This is a genomic window from Hymenobacter sp. BT491 (assembly GCF_014349165.1).
Classification (GTDB): Bacteria; Bacteroidota; Bacteroidia; order Cytophagales; family Hymenobacteraceae; genus Hymenobacter; species Hymenobacter jejuensis.
On the sequence record NZ_JACSJJ010000004.1, the window covers coordinates 691,117 to 711,959 of the forward strand.

20 protein-coding genes and 1 tRNA gene are annotated in these 20,843 nt (G+C 52.3%); 5 read left to right on the forward strand and 16 right to left on the reverse strand.

Features of this window, described 5'->3' with window-relative positions:
• Positions 1-204 precede the first annotated feature (204 nt).
• Positions 205-486, forward strand: coding sequence for a hypothetical protein (locus H9I52_RS19695; RefSeq protein ID WP_187455252.1), 282 nt, complete (start codon positions 205-207; stop codon positions 484-486).
• 83 nt (positions 487-569) lie between these two features.
• Here H9I52_RS19695 and H9I52_RS19700 read toward each other — a convergent pair whose 3' ends face one another.
• The 5 genes from H9I52_RS19700 to H9I52_RS19720 form a co-directional block, all read right to left on the reverse strand.
• The gene (locus tag H9I52_RS19700; protein ID WP_187455253.1) at positions 570-1,169 is read right to left on the reverse strand and encodes a hypothetical protein; all 600 of its coding nucleotides are present in this window, start codon (positions 1,167-1,169) and stop codon (positions 570-572) included.
• A 375-nt stretch (positions 1,170-1,544) separates the two neighbouring features.
• The gene (locus tag H9I52_RS19705; protein WP_187455254.1) at positions 1,545-2,255 is read right to left on the reverse strand and encodes a hypothetical protein; all 711 of its coding nucleotides are present in this window, start codon (positions 2,253-2,255) and stop codon (positions 1,545-1,547) included.
• A 48-nt stretch (positions 2,256-2,303) separates the two neighbouring features.
• Positions 2,304-3,593 (reverse strand): hypothetical protein, encoded by a 1,290-nt coding sequence (locus H9I52_RS19710; RefSeq protein WP_187455255.1) that lies wholly within the window; start codon positions 3,591-3,593, stop codon positions 2,304-2,306.
• A 206-nt stretch (positions 3,594-3,799) separates the two neighbouring features.
• On the reverse strand, positions 3,800-6,178 hold the full coding sequence (locus H9I52_RS19715; RefSeq protein WP_187455256.1) for a ribonucleoside-diphosphate reductase subunit alpha: 2,379 nt from the start codon (positions 6,176-6,178) through the stop codon (positions 3,800-3,802).
• Between the two features lie 475 nt (positions 6,179-6,653).
• A complete protein-coding gene (locus H9I52_RS19720) occupies positions 6,654-7,613 on the reverse strand; it encodes a ribonucleoside-diphosphate reductase small subunit (protein ID WP_139515428.1) in 960 nt (319 codons plus the stop codon).
• Positions 7,614-8,096: 483 nt separating this feature from the next.
• Between H9I52_RS19720 and rplU the strand changes: the two genes are divergently transcribed.
• On the forward strand, positions 8,097-8,402 hold the full coding sequence (gene rplU, locus H9I52_RS19725; protein ID WP_139515429.1) for a 50S ribosomal protein L21: 306 nt from the start codon (positions 8,097-8,099) through the stop codon (positions 8,400-8,402).
• A gap of 77 nt (positions 8,403-8,479) precedes the next feature.
• On the forward strand, positions 8,480-8,776 hold the full coding sequence (gene rpmA, locus H9I52_RS19730; protein WP_139515430.1) for a 50S ribosomal protein L27: 297 nt from the start codon (positions 8,480-8,482) through the stop codon (positions 8,774-8,776).
• A gap of 102 nt (positions 8,777-8,878) precedes the next feature.
• Here rpmA and H9I52_RS19735 read toward each other — a convergent pair whose 3' ends face one another.
• Genes H9I52_RS19735 through hemW form a run of 4 tightly spaced genes read right to left on the reverse strand, consistent with a single transcriptional unit; the run spans position 8,879 to position 11,990 of the window.
• Entirely contained in the window at positions 8,879-9,649 is a 771-nt protein-coding gene (locus H9I52_RS19735) for a cyclase family protein (RefSeq protein ID WP_187455257.1), read from the reverse strand.
• A gap of 34 nt (positions 9,650-9,683) precedes the next feature.
• Positions 9,684-10,367, reverse strand: a complete 684-nt coding sequence (locus H9I52_RS19740) for an alpha/beta fold hydrolase (RefSeq protein WP_187455258.1) — start codon at positions 10,365-10,367, stop codon at positions 9,684-9,686.
• A 15-nt stretch (positions 10,368-10,382) separates the two neighbouring features.
• A complete protein-coding gene (locus H9I52_RS19745; RefSeq protein WP_139515433.1) occupies positions 10,383-10,802 on the reverse strand; it encodes a hypothetical protein in 420 nt (139 codons plus the stop codon).
• A 51-nt stretch (positions 10,803-10,853) separates the two neighbouring features.
• Positions 10,854-11,990, reverse strand: a complete 1,137-nt coding sequence (gene hemW, locus H9I52_RS19750) for a radical SAM family heme chaperone HemW (protein WP_187455259.1) — start codon at positions 11,988-11,990, stop codon at positions 10,854-10,856.
• 158 nt (positions 11,991-12,148) lie between these two features.
• On the opposite strand from hemW, the gene H9I52_RS19755 reads away from it, so the two are divergent.
• The gene (locus tag H9I52_RS19755) at positions 12,149-14,011 is read left to right on the forward strand and encodes a BamA/TamA family outer membrane protein (RefSeq protein WP_187455260.1); all 1,863 of its coding nucleotides are present in this window, start codon (positions 12,149-12,151) and stop codon (positions 14,009-14,011) included.
• A 55-nt stretch (positions 14,012-14,066) separates the two neighbouring features.
• Here the strand turns inward: H9I52_RS19755 and H9I52_RS19760 are convergent, their stop codons facing one another.
• Positions 14,067-15,248 (reverse strand): alpha/beta hydrolase, encoded by a 1,182-nt coding sequence (locus H9I52_RS19760; RefSeq protein ID WP_187455261.1) that lies wholly within the window; start codon positions 15,246-15,248, stop codon positions 14,067-14,069.
• 230 nt (positions 15,249-15,478) lie between these two features.
• Between H9I52_RS19760 and H9I52_RS19765 the strand changes: the two genes are divergently transcribed.
• Positions 15,479-15,551 (forward strand) — tRNA-Met (locus tag H9I52_RS19765).
• A 131-nt stretch (positions 15,552-15,682) separates the two neighbouring features.
• Here H9I52_RS19765 and H9I52_RS23325 read toward each other — a convergent pair.
• The 6 genes from H9I52_RS23325 to H9I52_RS19795 all read right to left on the reverse strand — a co-directional run bounded on the left by H9I52_RS23325 (position 15,683) and on the right by H9I52_RS19795 (position 20,832).
• On the reverse strand, positions 15,683-15,997 hold the full coding sequence (locus H9I52_RS23325) for a superinfection immunity protein (protein WP_187455262.1): 315 nt from the start codon (positions 15,995-15,997) through the stop codon (positions 15,683-15,685).
• Between the two features lie 384 nt (positions 15,998-16,381).
• Positions 16,382-16,936 (reverse strand): hypothetical protein, encoded by a 555-nt coding sequence (locus H9I52_RS19775; RefSeq protein WP_187455263.1) that lies wholly within the window; start codon positions 16,934-16,936, stop codon positions 16,382-16,384.
• A gap of 71 nt (positions 16,937-17,007) precedes the next feature.
• A complete protein-coding gene (locus H9I52_RS19780) occupies positions 17,008-17,523 on the reverse strand; it encodes a hypothetical protein (RefSeq protein WP_187455264.1) in 516 nt (171 codons plus the stop codon).
• Positions 17,524-17,755: 232 nt separating this feature from the next.
• Entirely contained in the window at positions 17,756-18,106 is a 351-nt protein-coding gene (locus H9I52_RS19785; protein ID WP_187455265.1) for a hypothetical protein, read from the reverse strand.
• Positions 18,107-18,156: 50 nt separating this feature from the next.
• Positions 18,157-19,026, reverse strand: coding sequence for a hypothetical protein (locus H9I52_RS19790; protein ID WP_187455266.1), 870 nt, complete (start codon positions 19,024-19,026; stop codon positions 18,157-18,159).
• 69 nt (positions 19,027-19,095) lie between these two features.
• On the reverse strand, positions 19,096-20,832 hold the full coding sequence (locus H9I52_RS19795; RefSeq protein WP_187455267.1) for a DUF3987 domain-containing protein: 1,737 nt from the start codon (positions 20,830-20,832) through the stop codon (positions 19,096-19,098).
• Positions 20,833-20,843 lie beyond the last annotated feature (11 nt).

The window sequence follows — 20,843 nt, forward strand, 5'->3', positions numbered from 1 at the left end:
GGCAGCGCGATATCTGCACCGAGTACCTATATGACTGTAGGGCGTAGCTCGGCCCCCAGATTTTAGGAAGAACGGAAGGGCAGAGCCACAGCAGCTTCTGCAACTAGGATATTTCCTCTATTTTGGCGCCATATTTGCCTCTGACATTGCACTGAAATCGGTTCGCTGGTTTTGATGCCTGCATTTTCTTCTCAACTCTCCCATATGATGCTTAAATCTTTTTTCGCGGCGGCTAGCCTCACGGTGGCTGCTTTAGCGCTGAGCCCCACCTCGGCGCACGCTCAGGTTACCATTAACATTGGCCGGCCCGCGCCACAGTACGTGGTAGTGCGCGAAGCCCACCCCGTGAAGAAATACAAATACAAGGCGCCTAAGCATGTGTACTACCGCCCCGCTGGCCCGGTGATGCTCGTGCCGGCCCGCCCCGTGTACTATGCTCCCTACGGACATGGACATGGCCACGGTAAAGGAAAAGGGCGCCACTAAGTAGCAGCTGTTTCAACCACAAAAAAGGCTTCCACAGGTTGTGGAAGCCTTTTTTTGTGGTTGCGAGTGGCCTGGCGGGCCGGCTATTGTACCGGCCTCACAGGTACATTGGTGAAGGTGCCCGTAACCGTAATGTCGCAGCGGCGCTTGGGGAAGGTGCTGTAGGCCACGTGGGGGTCACTGGCGCCGGTTAGGGTGGCGGTGTAGGTGCCGCTCAGCAGCTGCCGCTTGGCATCGTAGCTACTGATGGCGAAGCTGCCCGTTACGTGCTGCATGCTGCTGGGGTAGATGACGGTGCCGCCGCCCAGGCTTTCGGGCAGGTCGTAGTAGTAGCTCACGTCCGCATCAAGGGTGCGGTCGCGGAGGGTTTTGAGGGTGTAGGTGCCGGTGAGCGTGGCAGAAAGTTTCGTGCGGTCCAGCTCGAAGCCGATGCCCTCGGTGTTGGTGGTCGGCTCTACCCCTACGGCTAAGCTCTCGGCAGTCTGCGTGACAAACCCCTTTAGTTGCGGCGCCTGAAAGGTAGTATCCCGGTGCTGGCCGTTGTCTTGGTACACAATGGTGCGGCTATAGGTAACGGCGGGCTCCGGCAGTGGCTCGGGCGTTTCCCGGTCATCTTTATCACAGCCAGCGGTAAAGGCCAGCGTCAGGCCCAGTAATAGCGAGAGAGTAGTGTTCTGTCTCATAACGGATAGAATAGTGTAAAAAATCTATATAGATAATTGTGCCAAATCCGGCGGGAAGTGGCCTAGCATGGCACAAGCACGGCCAAAGCAGAGACAAAGGGCTTCACTAAGTACCGGTTGTTTAAAGCAAAGAAGGCTTCCACAGTTTGTAGAAGCTTTTTGTATTCGGTACCTGCCCCGCGCCAGCAGTGGAAAATGTCAGCCTCGCGTTGTGAAACATCACTTGTCGCTAACGAGGTAGATGAGGTGCAACCCCATCCAAAAAAAGGCGCGAGCTATAAGCTCGCGCCGGTTTGGGGTACCCCGGTGGCGGCTAGGCTTCGTCGATGACGGGGATTAGTGAAGCTTAATAATTCCGCGCCATCGAAGAGAAGATCAATAATATGAAGCTGCCTCATTCTCAATAGCTAGCAGCCTTTTAAGCTCCTGAATTTCTAGCTCTGCCGAGCTTATCATCTCATTAGATTCTTTGATGGAGACGGGATCGAGAGAAAATTCTTTTTGTAACCTTTCTGTTTCCTTTTTTTCTATTGCGTCTCTTATGCCTGTATAGCTAAACTCTACTTTTAAAAAAATAAAACAAAAGAACCCAATTGCTGCAACTATGAGTGTGCCCATGAATGTAATAGGTTCAAGTTTGTTCCAGCCATATTTCCAAAGAAAATAACCAAATATCAATGGAAAGATTATTGATAATATACCGACTTTAGTGTTGGCTGACCTAGTAGCCTTTCTCTTAATTTTCTCTGCTAAACTTAAGAGTCTAGTTCTTTCCCTTGTCAGATCATTCAATCTAGACTGTGTACTCTTAAGTCTATGATTTAATAAATCCAAGCCATGCTCGGAAGTTAAACGTATGGTGGCATCCTCTAGAGCATTTTGATTCCTTCGTAATAAGTCATGTTTGATCTGTTCTATTCTGTTTTCAGCTTCCTCGCTTTTGTCAACAATTAATGCAGAAGTTAATTCATCTCTGCGTTTTTGTCTGGCTTCTTCTTGTCGAGCAGCAATTTGTATTTCGGCAATAAAATCGTCCCCAATAGCTTTTTCCAGCCGGTTTAAGTTTTTTATTGTCTGGTCAGCCACTGAGTTAGCAAGTAATACTATATCCCTTGGTTGAACCCTGCCTTTTGCTTAACGACTTATTTTTTCGTCTAAATTTCTTAATAGTCTGTTACTTGGTAGTGTATTACTATAAGCAGAGGTAATTAGCCGTGTCAGCCCTACATCGACCATCTCTGTGTTCGAAACATTAGGACTTGTCAACCAAAGTATATTTATCAGGTCTTCTGCTCTAATTATTTCTGGCATTGCGCCATTTCTGTTTTCATTAAAGTCTTCAACTGTACGATGTGTATGCGTTACAAACCAGCATTTTGCTTCGTAAAAGTCTGTAATGGGGCGGCCTCGTTTCTTTTTAACATAGACTAGGGCCGTTGCATCGTGTAAAGCTGCATTAGGTGAATTGCGAACTGCCTTTAGCTTTTCATAGTCTTTGGTATTCTTCGCTTCGTTCTTATAAGCTATAGTATGTGGAATTATATTTATACCTAGATTAATAATTTCATGTGAAAGATTTGCGGCAAACCTTTGTAAATCTGTTTTAGATAGCTTTCTTCTTTCGCATGCAGATTCAATAGTCTCTTTGTCTAACTTCTTTATAAGGATGGCATCTTCAATTTTCGATGCAACAATTTTTAATAAATTACTGGTTTCAGTAATGGTATCATCAAGAACTGTTAATCTATACCCTAGCCTTTTGCATATATCTATAATTTTTTGACATGTATAACACGATTCAGTTGATGTTAAGTCGAGAAGGCTAATTAAAAATTTTGTGTCTAGTAAAAATTCAACGTCATGTTTAACTTGTCCAATATTTATCTCGAGGTAACCTGAAATGATTGAGCCTAAATATATTTTTTTTAATGTATCATAGAGTGGTGTATTTTCTTTAATGCTTTCAATGAATTCAGCGTGAATAGAATCATTTATTTCTGTGGTCTTAATACTTTTATTAGCAAAATAGCTTGATAATGACGCTCTGTTTTGATCTAAAAAATCAAAAATGGAAACGTGATTATTTTCATTCTCCCCTCTTAGGTTAAGAAAATTTATAAAAGCTTGGTGTAATACTTCTACTTCTGTTTCTTGTCTTGAAACCGTATCCTCAAAATCGGCAAAGACGAAATTCTTGATTATGAATGCTCCGTCATCAAAGAGCTTTATATATTCTTTTCCGTCGATATTTACTTCGTCAGCTATTTTTTTCAATAATTTTCTTAGTAATGGAACCGGAATGTCTAATTTATACAAATCGTCTACGAACTTTTTTATCTCCAAAAGAGATTCTCCTTTAGTGACAAACTCCTTATTTATTTTTGCCAAAGAGTTTTTTACTAAAGGAATAAAGATGTCGCTCAAATCCTTTATATCTCCTGACTTGTTATTTATATGAGCTAGGAGGCTATACGTTGTGACTCTTGTTGCAGTTGGCCTTTAAAGTGTCTAAAGTGTTAATAGAGTGCATCTTATGTTAGCTAAGAAATGGTATTTATTTGACATAGAAAAGCCATTCACCAATTCAGTGAATGGCTTTTCAAAATACACCAGTATATTTTTGTTACTTCTTACGAGCCGCAAGCCTCGCAAGCGTCCGGGTTATCCAGCGAACACGCCATGTCCGACTGATTCTGCGACGCTACATTCAGCGGCTCCAGCGTCTCGGCGGCTTGCTTCTGCACCGTGAACTTGATGGCATCGGCGGCGGCTTTGGTGCGCAGGTAGTACATGCCGGTTTTCAGGCCCTTTTTCCACGAGTGGAAGTGCATGCTGGTGAGCTTGCCGAAGTTCACGTTCAGCACGTGCAGGTTCAGGCTCTGGCTCTGGCAGATGTACGCGCCCCGGTCGGCCGACATGTCGATGATGCGGCGCTGCGAGATCTCCCACACCGTCTTATACAAGTCCTTGATATGCTGCGGGATAGCGGCAATGCCCTGCACCGAGCCGTTGGCGGCGATGATTTCGTTTTTCATCTGCTCGTTCCACAGGCCTAGCTTCACCAAGTCTTTGAGCAGGTGCTTGTTTACCACCATAAACTCGCCGCTCAGTACGCGCCGCACGTAGATGTTGGAGGTGTAAGGCTCAAACGACTCGTTGTTACCCAAGATCTGGGCGGTGCTGGCCGTCGGCATGGGTGCTACCAGCAGCGAGTTGCGCACGCCGTGCTCCACTACTTCCGCGCGCAGCGTTTCCCAATCCCAGCGGCCCGACTCTGGCGTTACGCCCCACAGATCGAACTGGAACCGGCCCTTGCTCAGCGGCGAGCCGGGGAAGGTCTCGTAGGCGCCGTCCTTGATGGCGAGGTCCTTAGAGGCCGTCATGGCCGCGAAATAGATGGTCTCGAAGATGTCCTTGTTCAGGCCCGTTGCTTCGTCGCTCTCAAACGGCATGCGCAGCGCAATGAACGTATCGGCCAAACCCTGCACGCCCAACCCGATGGGGCGGTGACGGCGGTTCGACTTCTCGGCTTCCGGTACTGGGTAGTAGTTGATGTCGATCACCTTGTTCAAGTTCAAGGTGGCGTGGTAGGTTACCTCGTACAGCTTCTGGTGGTCGAAGATCAGGCCGTTTGATCCTTCCTTCACGAAGCGCGGCAGCGCAAGCGAAGCCAGGTTGCACACCGCAACTTCGTCACGGTCAGTATATTCCATGATCTCGGTGCACAAGTTCGAAGACTTGATGGTACCGAGGTTTTGCTGGTTGCTCTTGCGGTTGGCCGCGTCTTTGAACAGCATGTAGGGCGTGCCGGTCTCGGTCTGGCTTTCCAGAATGGCAAACCACAGCTCCTGCGCCTTGATGGTTTTGCGGCCGCGACCTTCGCGCTCGTACTTCATGTAGAGGCGCTCAAACTCCTCGCCCCAAGTTTCGCCTAGGCCGGGGCATTCGTTGGGGCACATCAGCGTCCAGTCGCCGTTGGCTTCCACGCGCTTCATGAACAAGTCGGGCGTCCAGAGGGCGTAGAACAAGTCGCGGGCGCGGTTCTCTTCCTTGCCGTGGTTCTTCTTCAGATCCAGGAAGTCGAAGATATCGGCGTGCCAGGGCTCGATGTAAATCGCGAAGGCACCTTTGCGCTTGCCGCCGCCCTGGTCGACGTAGCGAGCCGTGTCGTTGAATACCTTCAGCATCGGGATGATGCCGTTGCTGGTGCCGTTGGTGCCCTTGATGTAAGAGCCCGTAGCGCGCACGTTGTGAATGCTCAAACCAATACCGCCGGCCGACTGCGAAATCTGGGCGCAGCTGCGGAGCGTGTCGTAGATGCCCGTGATGGAGTCATCCTTCATCGTGAGCAGGAAGCACGACGAAAGCTGCGGCTTCGGCGAGCCCGCGTTGAAGAGGGTAGGCGTTGCGTGCGTAAACCACCGCTCCGACATCAGGTTATAAGTCTCGATGGCCGCCTCGATGTCGTGCTTATGAATGCCCACCGCCACGCGCATGATCATGTGCTGGGGCCGCTCCACCACTTTGCCATCCAAGCGCAGCAAGTACGAGCGCTCCAGCGTCTTGAAGCCAAAGTAGTCGTAGGAGTAGTCGCGGTCGTAGATGATGGCCGAGTCCAGCGTATTAGCGTGATTATGAATCACTTCCCATACGTCCTTGGCAAGGAGCGACGCGTTTTCGCCTGTCTTCGGGTCCTCGTAGGTATACAACCGCTTCATCGTCGATGAGAACGACTTGGAAGTCACCTTGTGCAGGTTGCTCACCGCAATCCGGGCCGCCAGGATGGCGTAGTCGGGGTGCTTAGTGGTGAGCGACGCGGCGGTTTCGGCCGCCAGGTTGTCGAGCTCAATGGTCGTCACGCCGTCGTAAATCCCATCAATGACCTTCTTGGCCACCTCAATGGGCGAGACATAAATCATGTTGAGCCCGTAACAGAGCTTTTCGATGCGCGCCGTGACTTTATCAAATTTCACGGATTCGCGCCGGCCGTCGCGTTTAATTACCAACATAAGCGTTGCGGTTGTGTAGTTATGATATGGGTTCACCTGCCCCACACACGGAGCCGATGGTATTAGCAGGGATTTAGGTGAGTTGCTAGCGAAGCCACTCATTGATACCGGAAGATATTCCTATCTGTCGGGTACGACAAAAGATAAGGCAGGAAGTTTTCCACATCCTGCAAAAGCGCAGTGTATGAGCCGCTTTTATATGGTGGCGGGGTATAGGGATCCTGTAATTTTCGCGACCGAAATAAGGTTGCGCCGATGGCCAAAAATTGGTATTCAAGAAGCGTCGAAGGCAGTTGTAGGCTGCTTTACTTGCTACACAGGTTAGCTAAAATCGGGAGCGGAGAGACGGTACAGCTACAGGCTGGTTTCCTGCCTTAGTTGATGCGGGAAATCGGTTGCAAATCGTAAGCCTAAGAAAACAAAAATCCCGGAATATATTCCGGGATTTTTGTATAAAATATTGATTGTCAATAAATTAAAAATCCTCGTCGAGTGAGAATGCATTTTCGGTGCGCTCACTCATGACGCCTGCTTTCTGGTATTCAGCCACGCGCTTCTCGAAGAAGTTGGTTTTGCCTTGAAGCGAGATCATTTCCATGAAGTCAAAAGGGTTGGAGGCGTTGTAGATCTTGTTGTAGCCCAGCGACACCAGCAGGCGGTCGGCCACAAACTCGATGTACTCCGACATCGACTTGGCGTTCATCCCGATTAGGTTCACGGGCAAGGCGTCGGTCACAAATTCCTGTTCGATGGTCACCGCGTCGCGGATGATGCTGTGCACGCGCTCCTCGGTGAGCTTATTTTGGAGGTAGCTGTAGAGCAGGCAAGCGAAGTCGCAATGCAAGCCTTCATCTCTAGATATCAGCTCATTAGAGAAAGTCAGGCCGGGCATCAAGCCGCGCTTCTTCAGCCAGAAGATCGAGCAGAACGAACCCGAGAAGAAAATGCCTTCCACAGCCGCAAAAGCAATAATGCGCTCGGCAAAGTCTTCGGAGTTAATCCACTTCAAAGCCCACTCACCTTTCTTCTTCACGCATGGTACCGTTTCCAAGGCGTTGAAGAGCCGGTCTTTTTCCTGCGGGTTTTTGATGTAGGTGTCGATCAGCAGGGAGTACGTTTCCGAGTGGATGTTCTCCATCATGATCTGGAAACCATAGAAGCACCGAGCCTCAGGCATCTGTACTTCCTGCATAAAGTTGACGGCCAGGTTTTCGTTCACGATGCCATCGGAGGCCGCAAAGAAGGCCAGCACGTGCGAAATGAAATGCTTCTCGTTGTCGTTGAGGTTTTCCCAGTCTTTCTGGTCTTGCGACAGATCGATTTCCTCGGCAGTCCAGAAGGAAGCTTCCGCCTTCTTGTACATCTGCCAGACATCGTTGTTCTGGATGGGGAAAAGGACAAAGCGATTGGGGTTCTCGACAAGCAGAGGTTCCATAGCAGGGCAAATTTGAAGGACTGACTACAAACTGAACACACGAAAGTGTGGTTTCCCAACCCTAGAGTAGCACCGAATGTTTGGGCTATCCGACAGCAGATTTCAGCGGGTAGGTGCACCAAATATAACCCCGACCTCTGGGAACAGCAGGGTCGAAAACCATTTTTTGTGTGTTAATTTTTGCGTATGACCCCCATCCACAGGCAGCAGCAACGGGCTATGATAATGCAATAAAATCTTGTAAAAAGCCCGTTTTCTGCAAGTTTATCCACATTGTTAGTGTGGATAATTGTAGTTATCCACAAAATTTGCTATTCGCGTGCTCTGCGTACGTGCTTTAGAGTGAAATACAGCTGGGCTCGAAGTCATCTATAACTCACGCCTTTACCACCCGACTAGATGATGATTAGTAAGTTAGGTTTGGTTTTGTCGAATGGTACTCGTACTTTTGCCTTCCATTTTTCAGAAACCGCGAGAAGCCCGATGTACGCAATCGTCAACATAGCTGGCAAGCAGACCAAGGTCGAAGCCAATAAATTCGTCTACGCTCACAAACTGGCTGGCAATGTCGGCGACTCAGTAGAACTGGGCAACGCATTGCTGACCGACGACAACGGCACGATTAACATCGGCTCGCCGGCGTTGGACGTGAAGGTAACCGGCACCATCTTGGCTCACGTAAAAGGTGACAAGGTATTGGTGTTCAAGAAGAAGCGTCGGAAGGGCTACAAGAAGCTCAACGGCCACCGTCAGCAGTTTACCAAAGTAATGATCAACAGCATTGGATAGAAGTGTTTAGGCGTTGAACGGGAGCGAGGCTCCCACATTCGACCCTTGACATTTAACCTCCAAAATTTCTAAATAACATGGCACACAAGAAAGGCGTAGGCTCTTCCAACAACGGCCGCGAGTCGCATTCTAAGCGTCTGGGCGTGAAAATCTTCGGTGGTCAAGGCATCATCGCTGGCAACATCATCGTGCGTCAGCGCGGCACCAAGCACCACCCCGGTCAGAACGTAGGTATTGGCAAAGACCACACCCTGTTCGCAATGATCGACGGCACTGTGCAATTCCGTAAAGGCCGTAAAGACCGTTCGTTTGTATCGGTTGTTCCGGTGGGCGTAGAAGCCAGCGAAGTAAGCGCTCCGGCTACCGCCGAGTAAGTTAAGTTTCGGCTCTCACGGGCCGTTGCGCAAGTATAGAGGGACAGCTCGCAAGGGCTGTCCCTTGTTGCATTATGAGCAGGGGTATATGTTTCAGACCAGTCAGACCAGCTTATACAACACCGGCTTGCTTGGACTAGCATCGAGTTCCAGACTAGTTACCTGGAGGTTGAGCAAATATATTCCGTCCTCGATCTCATCGGGTACGAAGATCAGTTCGGTGATGGTAGCCGTCTGGCGTATGTGCTCGGGGTACTGCCAAAAGGCGTGATGAGCCAACAAAGCACCGGCATCTTCCTCTCTATCAACGCTGGGAAGGTCGAGAAGTAAATGTTCTATGTGATTATCCGCCAGATACTTAGCTAGTTCAGGCTCTAGATACGTCGGATTAGTACCCGAGTATTGGCGGGTCCGCTTGGCTTTGTGGTTGGGCAAAGTGCGCAGAACAATAGCTTCCGGTAGCACCCCTGAGTCGGGCCAAAGTGGCCTTAGCTCCCGCTCCATATCCGCTAGCATCACTACTTGATCTCCGTTAGTCTGTTGACGAGGCTCGACGGAGATGAGCTTAGCCACAAACAAAAAGCGACGCAGACATCGGTTGAGGGTGGCTTCGGGATCCGGGGAAATATGGCCGTAGCATTCGGTGTGGGTGCCGTTGCCGTGGGGGGTGACATGCACTCGCTTGTAGTTGGTGCTGCCCCCCTCGGCTACGCTGCCCACGAAGTTGCCGACCCTGATTACGTCAAACTCCACGGGCTCTGCCCAGAAGCAGTTCACCTGGTTTTTGCCGGGGCCCAGTGGCAGCGAAATGTCCAGCGGCGCGGCTGGGTCGAAAGAGAATGTGTGGCCGTGGTACGGGTAAGTTGCGAGCATGCTGAGTCGGATAAGCAAACTGGATCGAAGCCTTTTACTCCCAATGCACATTGGGCGCAGCCTTCGGATCGCGAGCTAATTCATTGATAATCTGGCTGATTTCTTCAGCATGACTTAAAACCATGAAGTGCCCGCCGCCTTGAATGAGGTAATCGACTGGAGCCGGCCCGGGTGGAAAGACGCGGTCTTCGGTGCCCAAAATCTGGAGGCATCGCCCTAGGCCTTCGCTGTCCCAGTGCAACAGCCGATCAATAGCCCAGCGGGTGTACACCGGCTCCATATCCCGAAGGATTTCTTTAAACACCTGATATTCTCTGCCGTTTTTCACTCCGAAATACCACTGCCCGGCTCGCGGAAACAGCTTGAGCAAAGGTGGCGGCACGAGCTTATAGATCTTGGTAGTGCGAATAAGGCGCAAAAGCGGCGGCAATGAGTCGGCGTCGGGGATGCTCGAAATTAGTATGGCTCGCGCTTGCGGGCGCGTCCGACAGATTTCCAAGGCAACGGTGCCGCCAAACGAAACGCCCACTACCCAACATTCCTGCTCTAGCGGAATGCGCGCCGCCATGCGCTGTGCGTAGTGGTCAATTGATTCGTTGCGCTCAGGTGTAAGCCACTGTAAAACAATGGTTTGGCCTGAAAGACGTGGTTGCAGGTTCTGGAAGACGCGCTCATCGGCGCCCAAGCCTGGGATGAGGTAGAAAACAGGGGTAGGCACGGTGGCGAACAAAGGTTAAGGCTCGATACGCAAGTACACTCCTTCGAGATAGAAGATGTTATGCGGCACCGCATCTTCGTCATCTTCATCTGTATCAGCCGGATAGGTGCAGGAGAGCTTTAGCGATACGCCATCGAGCGGCACCGGGGGCTCTTCTTCACTGGTGTATTCGAGCAGGCAGGGCCATTCGGTCACGGTAGCCAGCGCCTCGGCGACCTCCTCTTGCAGCGCCTCTGCCCGCGAGCCGGCTAGGCGCAGCAACAGGTCGAGGTACTGGAACTGCAAGCCGAGGTGAAAAAAATGCAGTTCTTCGTCGAAATAGGTCGTGGCCCATACCGTTACGTCGTTCGTGTTGTCGAACACAATAGCGGTGATCTGGACGTGCTCAACGAAAAAATCGGCATCGTCCGCAAGGGCATCAATTAAGCGTTTCATTGCCTGAACATACGCAAAAGCGCCACGCCAAAGGCAGATTCACGCCAGCCTTTATTGCTCCAAAAACAGTTCCAGCGTAATGTGATCGGCCAAGAGTTTGCCGCGATCGGTGAGGGTGAGGGTTTCGTGCTGCACGGTAGCCCAACCGTTGTTTTGCAGATGCTGCAAATACTCAGCGCGTTGGGTGCGCAAGTCCACCCCGAGGCCTTGATGCAGGTAGGCGAGGTCGCAACCGCGTGCAGTGCGCAGGCTGGTCATCAGGTATTCGTTGGCACGGTCGGTGGGCGTGAGCTGTTCGTAGGTTGCTGGCACTTCGTTGTGCTCAAGTATGGCCGTTACATACTGCGGGTTGTTAGCGACGGTATATTGGCGGCTGGCACCGTCGTAGGAGTGCGCGCTGGGGCCAAGGCCGAGATACGGCACACCGCGCCAGTAATTGGAGTTGTGGCGTGACTCGCGGCCGGGCCGGCAGAAATTCGATATCTCGTATTGCTCGTAGCCGTGCGCCCGCATTTGGGAGAGCAACATTTCAAACTGCGCCGCAACAAAATCATCGGGCGGGGCTTTGAAGGTGCCTTTTTTCAATTGACGCCCGAACACGGTATCCGGCTCAATAGTAAGGGCATAGCAGGATAGGTGCGGCACCTGCAAGGCAAAAGCTTCCTCCATGTCGCGTTCCCAGATGCGGTGGTCAGGAGCTGGCACGCCATAGATTAAATCCACGGAAATGTTCTCAAAACCAGCGGCTTGTGCCATGTGCACGCACTGCCGCGACTCCTGCGCCGAGTGGGCCCGGTTCATCAGGCGCAGGTGCGGTTCGTGAAAGCTTTGCAGGCCGATGCTCAGCCGGTTGACGGGCGAGGCCGCCAGCGAACGCAGTTTGGCCGCCGTTAGGTCGTCGGGGTTGGCCTCGAGCGTGATTTCGGCCTGTGGCGAAACCGTAAAGTGCCGGTGAATAGCTTCAAAGATTATATCTATCTCATTATCAGTAAGTAACGAAGGGGTGCCGCCGCCGAAATAAATGGTTTGCAGCGTGGTATCGTCACCTAGGTAGCGGGCCCGCAACTCCAGTTCGCGCACCAAAGCTTCCACAAAACGACTTTTCAAGGCCATGGACGTGCTGAAGTGAAAATCGCAGTAGTGGCAGGCTTGCTTGCAGAAGGGAATGTGGAGGTAAAGACCGGGCATAAAACAAGGGCGCGCCGGACGCGCCCGACGTAGAAAAGTAAGCGTAGGATGGTTAGTAACAGGCTATTGGGCCGTAATCGTTCAGCGCCGGGCCCAGGCAACGCGCCCCTCCGTACTTTCGGGAAATTAAAAGCACCGTTTCGCGTTTCTGTTCCCAAATGTACGCTCGCGCCTTCTTTCTTCTGGTGATGCTACTGGTGCTGAGCGCTTGGTCCGCGAGCGCATGGGCGCAGATCCCGCCACCGCTGCCCAACCAGCCGTCGTTGCAGTCGCCGCCGATGCCGCCGACCGCGTCGCGCCCCGACTCGACGGCACGGGCGGTGAAGCGCCTAAGCCGACCCAAAGTGTTGCAGCTAGAACTGGAAGACGCCGATCAGGCGGTAGTGCGGCGCTATCGGTACCGGACCCTACTGCCCGATTCGCTGGCAGCTCTGCGTGAAGTGCGCGATTTGGTATTATCCTTACAGACAGATGCTTACCTCACGGCTTCAGCCGATGCCATGAGCTGGAGCCGCGATTCGCTGCACGTGCGCCTGTACGTAGGCGAACAGTTTCGGTGGGCGCATCTGCGCAACGGCAACCTCGGCGACGCCTTGCTGATTCGGGCGGGGTACCGTGAGAAATTTTACGCCAACAAACCCTTTTTACCCGCCGACTGGACGCGCCTACAGCAGCGCATCATTGCCGAAGCCGAAAACCAAGGCTTCCCATTTGCCTCGGTCCGCATGGATTCGGTGCAGCTGCGCGGGGCGGCTATCGAAGGGCGGGTAGTGCTAGACCGTGGCCCTGCCATCGTGTTCGATTCCTTGCAAATTGTAGGCAATACTAAAACTCGTAAGCAGTTCTTAACCAAATACTTACAAATACTTCCTAACCAGCCTTACAGCCAGCAACGGGTGGAGGCAGCGGCTCGTCTGCTGCGGCAGCTTCCTTACTTGCAACTCAAGGCCGAGCCGGAAGTACGCTTTTCAAAAGGGCGGGCGCGGGTGTATCTGCTCCTCGACGACCGCTCGGCCAACCAGTTCGATGCCATCGTGGGCGTGTTGCCCAATCCCAATCCCGGCATCGGGCAGAAGCGAGTGCAACTTACTGGCGACGTGACGCTTAACCTGCGCAACCTGCGCGGTGGCGGCAAGCAGATCGGGTTGCAGTGGCGCAAGGTAGACGTGGCCTCGCAGCAACTCGACGCGCAGTACGTGCACCCCAGTTTCTTCGGCACCCCGCTGGAGGTGGCGGGCACATTCAATCTCTACAAGCAGTCCAGCGCGTTCGTCACGCTGCGGCCGCGGTTGCAGGTGACTTACCCCACGGCCCGGGCCGGGCGCATTACGTTTTTCACCGAGCGGCGCAGCTCCCGCCTGCTCACCGACCTGACTTTCAAGACGCGCACTACCCTGCCCGATACCATCGACTCCGAGTTTAATTCCTACGGCCTCGAGTATAGCTGGAATGCCCTAGACGACGTGTATTTCCCGCGGCGTGGCCTGCTGGCTTCGCTTCAGGCGTCGGTGGGCAATAAGCGTATCTTCAAAAACGCCGATCTGAACGCCGCACTTTACAACAGCGTGCCCTTGCGCTCGACGCAGGAAGCACTGGGCGTGCGGGTTGAGTATTATTATAATGTCGGGCGTAACGGAGTGCTGCTGACGCGCTTACGAGGTGAGGCGCTGATTAATAAGCGGCTGTTTCTGAACGACTTATTCCGTTTGGGCGGGCTAGCTACGCTGCGCGGCTTCAACGAATTTGCCTTCTACGCCAGCCAGTATGCCGTGAGTACCGTCGAGTTTCGGCAGTTTACGGGGGCGGATGCGTACGTATTTCTGTTCGCCGACCAAGGAATTCTGCAGCGCGGTTTGGTCAACGACAAAGCCTGGGATGCGCCTACCGGACTCGGCGCTGGCCTCAGCTTTCGCACGCCCGCTGGCATGTTTCAGTTCGTGTATTCCATCGGTCGCTCTAACAATCAGAAGTTTAGCTTCAATTCCTCCAAAATCCACTTCGGCATTACCAGTCGCTTCTAAACAAAAAGCCCGCTTCCATTTAGGAAGCGGGCTTTTATAAGTAATTAATAATCAATTACTTGTTCAAGGCTGATTTTAGGTCACTGGCAGCCAAATCTTCGGCCTCGCGGGCTTGCGGCACCACTGCCCCCATCCCGAAGAATTCGTGGGTAACGTTGTCGTAGAGCTTGTAGTTGACAGAGACCCCGGCGGCTTGCAACTTGTCGGCGTAAGTTTTGCCTTCGCTCATGAGCGGGTCAATACCGGCACCAATTACCGTAGCGGGGGCCAAGCCTTTCAGATTAGGCGCATGTACTAAGTCAATCAGCGGGTTTTTGCCATCGGCAGGCGTGCGGAGGTAATGCTGGAAGAACCACGCCATAAATGGCTTGCTCAGAGGCTTGGCTTGGGCATTTTTCTGGTAGGAAGGTGTGTTCAGGTCGTAGCCTGCAATGGGATACACCAGCACCTGATGCACGGGTTGCATTATGCCTTTGTCGCGGGCCATCATGCACACGGCCGCCGCCAAGTTGCCGCCCGCGCTTTCTCCGGCCACGGCCACGCGCTTAGGGTCGCCTTTGATGGAAGCGGCGTTTTTGAGCACCCATTGATACGCCGCAAACGAGTCATTATGGGCCGTCGGAAACTTATGCTCCGGAGCCTGCCGATAGGCAACGGAAACGAATATGGCATTAGTTTTCTCGGCCAGTGCCCGTACCGACGGATCGTACGTGTCGAGATTGGCAATGACCCAGCCCCCGCCGTGGTAATACACAACTACGGGCAAAGGGCCTTGGGCACCACGCGGCGTATAAATGCGCGCTTTTACCCCCGGTGCTACTTCTTTGCTCATCGTGTCGAGCGGCGAAGCAGGCGTGGGAATACCAAAGTCCTTCATCACGGCCATCGTAGCATCGGTTGCGGAAGGAGCTTTCCGAACCTGCGCGGGCGTCAGCTTTTCAGGTGGCGTGGGGCCGCTCAAACTGGCTAGCTTTTCGATCACAGTTTGCATTTCCGGGGCCATGTTTGGGGCCCAAGCCGGCGCAGCGCCTGCTGGCTTCACGGGCTTGCTGCCGGTAGAGGCGGCGCTTGTATCGGTAGCAGCGGTAGCAGTCGAATCTTGAGTAGAAGTAGCGGTTTGCTCCGTTGTGGTTTTGTTTTCGCCACAAGAAGACAACAACAAGCTGGTCGTGAGTGCTGGAGCAATAAGCCAGATAGCCCGAGTAAAAACAGTGCGGAAAGGATTTTTTAGGTTCATTTAGGTTGGTTTTGGAGCGGATAAGAACAGACAGGATACGACCCTTTCTTGCATTAAGATGCCCTGAGCAGAGTCTTCAGGCGGCGAAATGCGATATCTTTTAAAAGATTTTGAAGGTTGAATAGAAAAAACTGGTCTGATACTCAGGCCGAAAGCTGATCGACTCGCGTTTTTGCAACCTTTTAGTACTGATATCCGAAAAAGCCTCTTACATTTGCATCACCAAACAGTGCGGGGTGGAGCAGTTGGTAGCTCGTTGGGCTCATAACCCAAAGGTCACAGGTTCGAGTCCTGTCCCCGCTACCTAAAAGGGCGTTTCCATGATGGAAACGCCCTTTTCTTTTGCCTGTAGGACAGTTTATAGGACAAAATTAGACGACCTTACCCGTTTGGGGTATCGTATATGCGCTTTTCTAACAGCCGAAAGTTGTTTATTACAACTTGCCTACCTCCTGTAAGAATTCCTCATGTGTAAGCAAGCCACCATCGCGTAATCGCTTTAGGTTCGCATATCTTTCTACATTGTCTGCGCTAGTAACAGCGGGGGGATAGTGTAAAGTACTTGGTTTGGGATCATCCTTCATCAGTGACCAGATTAGGGCACCCACCCAGCCTAGGAACGTCCAGCCGGCAAGCAGATTGAGCCAAAAGATAGCAGTCGAATTTCGCTTCTTGCTGGCTAACAGAGCAGGAAGGAAGTATAGAACGAGGGCAAAAAAAGCTAGGATAATAATACCAAAAGTTCCCATAGAATAGTCAGTAATGCTTGAACAAGATATAGGCTTTACTGACTATTCCTTGCTGTAACCGATACAATTTTGCCAGCACGAATGTCGACCTCTAAAATTAGCCTTGACATTGGTTGATGTTCTGTTTTGCTGCTGTTACAATGAATAAATACCGTAGTAATGTAGAGGAATCTCTAATCCTATATCTTTGTTGCAGCCCGCAAGGTGTGTAGTTGCCAGCTCTGCCTACGGCAAAGCCCCGCGTTCCTCAGTCGAGGGCGCGGGGCTTTTTGGTAATCTGGTTGTTCTTTCTCGCAGGGACGCACGCTGTTAGCCACTTAGCAACCAGCAATACTTTAAATTCTATACATGACTATTCGAGCATTATGGTTAGTCAAAGTACCATCATCTTTTATTTTTCCCCTCGTGGGGGCTTAAGGATTTTTGTTTGACTTTTGCCCCATCTATATATCTGATGCCGTTAGCAAAAGTCAAATCCGGTATTCTAAAGAAAATAGTATGGCCGTCCCACTTACTCGCCAGATTTTCCAGATTTTTTATTATATCATCATCATTAGATTCTGATAAATACATTTTAATAGTTTGGTTAGGCTGTAAGGCATAAGGCAATTCAAAATTCAAATCATATAAACGTTCAGATAATGGATCATCATTGGCTTGCATTACAATATGACAATTTGCTTTATCTATGATTAGATAAGTGTTGTTCTGAATGGTGATTGCGAACATTGGTTGTGCGGAGTTCGTTGTGCGTATTTCTTTGATACCTTCAACGCCTCTAAAATTCAACCCAGTTACCACTATTGCTTCATCTAATAACTCAGGCATAGTACTATTAGGCATAGTTTGTCCTGAGCTTGGGGCATTAATACTCGCAATAAGTATCACACAAAAAAATAGCGAATAAAATTTGCTGCCTAATTTAAGTGTCATTTCCATTCTAGGGTTATGTGAACTTTAACAGATAAAATTTTTAAATACTGTATTAAGGCGTAGAGGCTGAAACCAAATCACAAATCCGAGCTAGCCCTCTTGGCAGCTGCAGCCTTATCGGCTTGCGCTTGAGTGGTAAGCGGCCTGCTCACAATAAAGACCTGTGGCCTTAGCATCTTTGAAGCATCATAACTCATATTGACTAGGCCCCCATACCAATAGTAAATGTTCACGTATTGATTAGGTTTTATAGGAACTCCATAGGTAGCAACGAGGGCATCAAATAATGCTTGTCCGTTTGCTTTGTCCGGAGCTGTCATACCTACAGTAAGTAAACGACCTTTATAAAATCCATAGTAAATCTGTACTGTGCTACCGCCGATTTTAGGGTCATCAGTCGGCCGTATATAATAACGTACACCGTCTGACGTCATAAAAAACTTTCTGCCTTCCAAGGTGGAAGAATCAGCCCCAAATTTCATATCTCGGAAGCCGTTCTTTTCGTCTAACTTTTGAATGGATGGCTTGGTGTCTTGGGCAAAGGCACCTATTGTGAAGGGCAATAGGGCTAACACTGCTATTACTTTCCTCATAATTCTCAATATGTAGACTGTGAATAAACTTAGTTAAAGGGCTGTTTTTGACGATTGGTTTGTTAAAGTAAATACAACTAGCATTAGCACAATAGATTTTAAGGGCCATGCTTTGTTGATTTGCAATACTATACAAAGTTCATAGGTGCTAGCTCTGCCATGGGCGAAGCCACCCATTTTTCAGTTGAAAGCTTGGGGCTTTTTATTATGCCGACAAAAGTAAATAGACAGTCTAGTTAGCGCTTTTCAGCAATATGTTGGCAGTTTGGCTATTATGTTCCCGGTTGGCCTCTTTTTCGTCAGGCATATGCCCCCCGATGTTGAGGGTGACCTTTATCGGGCCTTTATTCTCCTCCGTAGCCATGGCGGTACGTTGCAGCTTCGGAGTCACGAACTCGGCCAGCTTCACATAGGCATCAATAAAGTCCTTCCCAGTCAAGGTGTTGAGTTCGGTTGCCAGTCTCGTTGCATCAGCCCCGGCTAGTACGGCAGCAATGGTTTCACGGGCGGCGGCTGTGGCTTTGTTAGCGGCTCCTTTGGGGCGGCCAGTGGGGTTGCCGCTGATTCCTGTTTCGTAAGGCATGGGATTGTTTCTTATTGTTGTTTACAGAGGGCGTGACACAAACGACGGGGTTAAAACGGTGGGTAGGCTGCCAGCTTCACGGCCAGCATGTTGTTCAGGCACTCATGCAACACCCGGTAGCTAGTCAGTTCGTCGGGCGGCATGGTGGCATGTAGATTAGCCAAGTGCTGGCAAGCGTTCAGCACGGCGTTGAAGTAGGCGGTCAGCCGTTCGTTGGCTACGTCCTCATTTAATTCTTGCTCTATTTGGTCAATAACCGGGATAAGCACCAACTGGCCGCTTTCGTCTTGCCGGTACATGGGTATTTCAACGCCGCCCACGGCCGCAAACATCTTGCGTGGGGCAAAGTCGGTTTGGTGTTCCACGGCTACTGTGAAGCGGTGAAAGTCAATCGGGCCGCTGGTGCCGATATACTCCCCGTGGCTTTCGGGGTCGGGAAAGAACCGGGCCAGTTCCCGGTGTAGGCTATACTGAGCCAGGCGGGCGGGGTCGGTGGTGTCGGTTACTTCCCAGCCTTCGCCCGCGTCGGGGTCGCCGATGCCGTTCCACTGCCAGTCGGCATCTTCTCCGTCGCCGTATTCCGTCAGCATATAGCGCCGGTTGGCTATAGCGTAGGCGGTCAGGTCGCCGTGTTCGGTGTAGAAGCTGGCCAGTAGCTCAGTTGCTTGCTCTATATGCCCATACAGGCTGCCCAGGGCATTGCTCAGTACCGTTAGCTCGTAGTAGCGTTGGGCCTGCCCGACAATGGATAGGGTAGGAATTTGGCCCCGTGCTTCGGCCGCAAACGCTACCCGACAAGCGCGCATGGATTCGCGGGGGGTGCTAAATATTTCCAGCGTTGAAAGGCCGCCCATATAGGCGTTGAACAGTTGGGCCAGCGGGGTTTCGGCCTTGATTTTTTCTAAAATGGTGAAACGCATACAGGTAAGGATTTAGCGGTGAAAAGTCAGGCAAGGTGTAGCGTAGCAAAAACGCTACGCGCTACACGGCTACCCATCTTCAGAGCGCAACCAGCGTGCTACGGTGGTAAAGTGTACGCCCACCTGCCGGGCAATTTCCCGAACGCCCAGCCCTTGCGCGTGTAGCTCTTGGGCCCGTGTTTCCTGCTCGGCTTTGGCAGCGTAGCGGCTAGGAGTGCCGCCGGGCGTGGGCAGCATGGCCAGCACGGCCAGCGCGTGTGCGCGGGCAGTATCCATAATTGCCAGGGCGGTACCTACGTCGGCCGGGTCGGCTTCGAGGCGGCCAGTGGGAGCCTGCCCGTTTTCAAAGCAGCGGAGCAGCGTCAGCAGCCCGGCTATTCGCCAAGCTACAAGCCCCAGGCGGTAGGCCGAACTACCGCCCGCACCGCCAGCAAGAGCCAGCGCTTCATCGAGGCCAGCTGCGCCAGCGGTGTTCAGGCGTTGCCAGTCGGGGGCAGCCAGCGTTATTTCTACGGGGTAGGTGCCAGCCTCATCGGCTTCAGGTACGGCGGCTATCATGCGGGTTAGCTCCTCGGCCAGCCTGTCAAAATAGGGGTCAAGCGGCGGGCCGGCACTGGGGCTTACGTCCTGCCAGGTGGGCGTTTGCTCAAAGACATAAAATAGGAACCGGCTTACCAAGCCATCTTCGGCAGAAGGCATCAGGCGCGGGAGCTGGCCAGGGGTACCGGTCAGAGCAATGCTCAGGGCAGGGCGGGCTAGGTCGAGGTGTTGTCGATCCGTTTTGCGCAGCAGCGAAATGGGCTCATGCTGAAACGCTTTGCGCAGCACGTCGCTGAAATTGCCGAAGTCCGCCCCCAGCGCCCCGGTCAGGGTGTCGGCTTCGGTTTCGCACATGATGCCGCGCCCGTCGTTTTCAGCCAGCGCCGTTTGCAGAGCGGCGGCCGTGGTGTTGCCAGGCAGATAGAGCAGCTTGTAGGGCGGCGGGGCGGCCGGGGGCGGGGTAAGACTGGCTTTGGCTTTGCCGGCGGTTTTGTAGGCGGCCAGTTCGGCCTCGTAGTCGAGGCGGGCGGCGCGGCTGGCATCGGTCAGGGCCTTGTGATGCGGCCAAGCCAGCCGCCGCGCCCAAGCCAAGGTGCCCTTGCCACTGGCCGCCGGGGCAATGATAAACGTAAACAGATTCAGGCCAAACCGGCGCTTGTTGTAAGTGCCGCCCACGGCCGGAAAGCAGCCCGATAATACGGCCAGCGTGCCCAGCAGCATCACGGCTTTTTCGTGCCCTTCAAAAGGATAACAAGCACGTTGCAGGAAGTTGGGCAGCGCATCGTACACCGCCGCCGCAAAGGTGGGCGGCGGTGGGTTTTCCTTTTGTCTGAAAGAGGCCGGAAAATAGGTTTTATTCCCCGTCGGTTCGGGGGCGGTGTAGGGCCGGCTGCCGTGGGCGGCGCTGTCGCGGCGGTAGATGCCCGCAACGGTGGCCGTAATCTTGGCTTCATCGTGGCCGGCCGGGGCCGTACTCAGGGCCAAGGCCAGCACGTCGTTCTGTTCGGCTCCACTTTCGTTACAGAATTTCGTGAGAGCAGCCAGCCAAATGTTGTGCCCTTCACCAGGCGCGGGGGGTAGGCCGTGGCGCTTTGTATGTTGGGCAAAGCACCAGTCCGCCGCGTTCGGACCTGACCTTACCGGAGAAGTACGCGCGGGCGCGTACGCGCGCGTACTGGGGGCGAAACCCTGAGGCCCTCGCGTTGATGTATCGGGTTTTGTCGGGTTGGTGGGCGGAGTAGCAGCCCGTAGCTTGTGAATATCCATTGCGTTGCCAG

Bases quoted from the DNA above. Each gene is read 5' to 3' on its own strand.
- H9I52_RS19695 (WP_187455252.1), top strand. From the start codon at position 205: ATGATGCTTAAATCTTTTTTCGCGGCGGCTAGCCTCACGGTGGCTGCT.
- H9I52_RS19700 (WP_187455253.1), bottom strand. From the start codon at position 1,169: ATGAGACAGAACACTACTCTCTCGCTATTACTGGGCCTGACGCTGGCC.
- H9I52_RS19715 (WP_187455256.1), bottom strand. From the start codon at position 6,178: ATGTTGGTAATTAAACGCGACGGCCGGCGCGAATCCGTGAAATTTGAT.
- H9I52_RS19720 (WP_139515428.1), bottom strand. From the start codon at position 7,613: ATGGAACCTCTGCTTGTCGAGAACCCCAATCGCTTTGTCCTTTTCCCC.
- rplU (WP_139515429.1), top strand. From the start codon at position 8,097: ATGTACGCAATCGTCAACATAGCTGGCAAGCAGACCAAGGTCGAAGCC.
- rpmA (WP_139515430.1), top strand. From the start codon at position 8,480: ATGGCACACAAGAAAGGCGTAGGCTCTTCCAACAACGGCCGCGAGTCG.
- H9I52_RS19735 (WP_187455257.1), bottom strand. From the start codon at position 9,649: ATGCTCGCAACTTACCCGTACCACGGCCACACATTCTCTTTCGACCCA.
- H9I52_RS19745 (WP_139515433.1), bottom strand. From the start codon at position 10,802: ATGAAACGCTTAATTGATGCCCTTGCGGACGATGCCGATTTTTTCGTT.
- hemW (WP_187455259.1), bottom strand. From the start codon at position 11,990: ATGCCCGGTCTTTACCTCCACATTCCCTTCTGCAAGCAAGCCTGCCAC.
- H9I52_RS19755 (WP_187455260.1), top strand. From the start codon at position 12,149: ATGTACGCTCGCGCCTTCTTTCTTCTGGTGATGCTACTGGTGCTGAGC.
- H9I52_RS19760 (WP_187455261.1), bottom strand. From the start codon at position 15,248: ATGAACCTAAAAAATCCTTTCCGCACTGTTTTTACTCGGGCTATCTGG.
- H9I52_RS23325 (WP_187455262.1), bottom strand. From the start codon at position 15,997: ATGGGAACTTTTGGTATTATTATCCTAGCTTTTTTTGCCCTCGTTCTA.
- H9I52_RS19775 (WP_187455263.1), bottom strand. From the start codon at position 16,936: ATGGAAATGACACTTAAATTAGGCAGCAAATTTTATTCGCTATTTTTT.
- H9I52_RS19780 (WP_187455264.1), bottom strand. From the start codon at position 17,523: ATGAGGAAAGTAATAGCAGTGTTAGCCCTATTGCCCTTCACAATAGGT.
- H9I52_RS19785 (WP_187455265.1), bottom strand. From the start codon at position 18,106: ATGCCTTACGAAACAGGAATCAGCGGCAACCCCACTGGCCGCCCCAAA.
- H9I52_RS19790 (WP_187455266.1), bottom strand. From the start codon at position 19,026: ATGCGTTTCACCATTTTAGAAAAAATCAAGGCCGAAACCCCGCTGGCC.
- H9I52_RS19795 (WP_187455267.1), bottom strand. From the start codon at position 20,832: ATGGATATTCACAAGCTACGGGCTGCTACTCCGCCCACCAACCCGACA.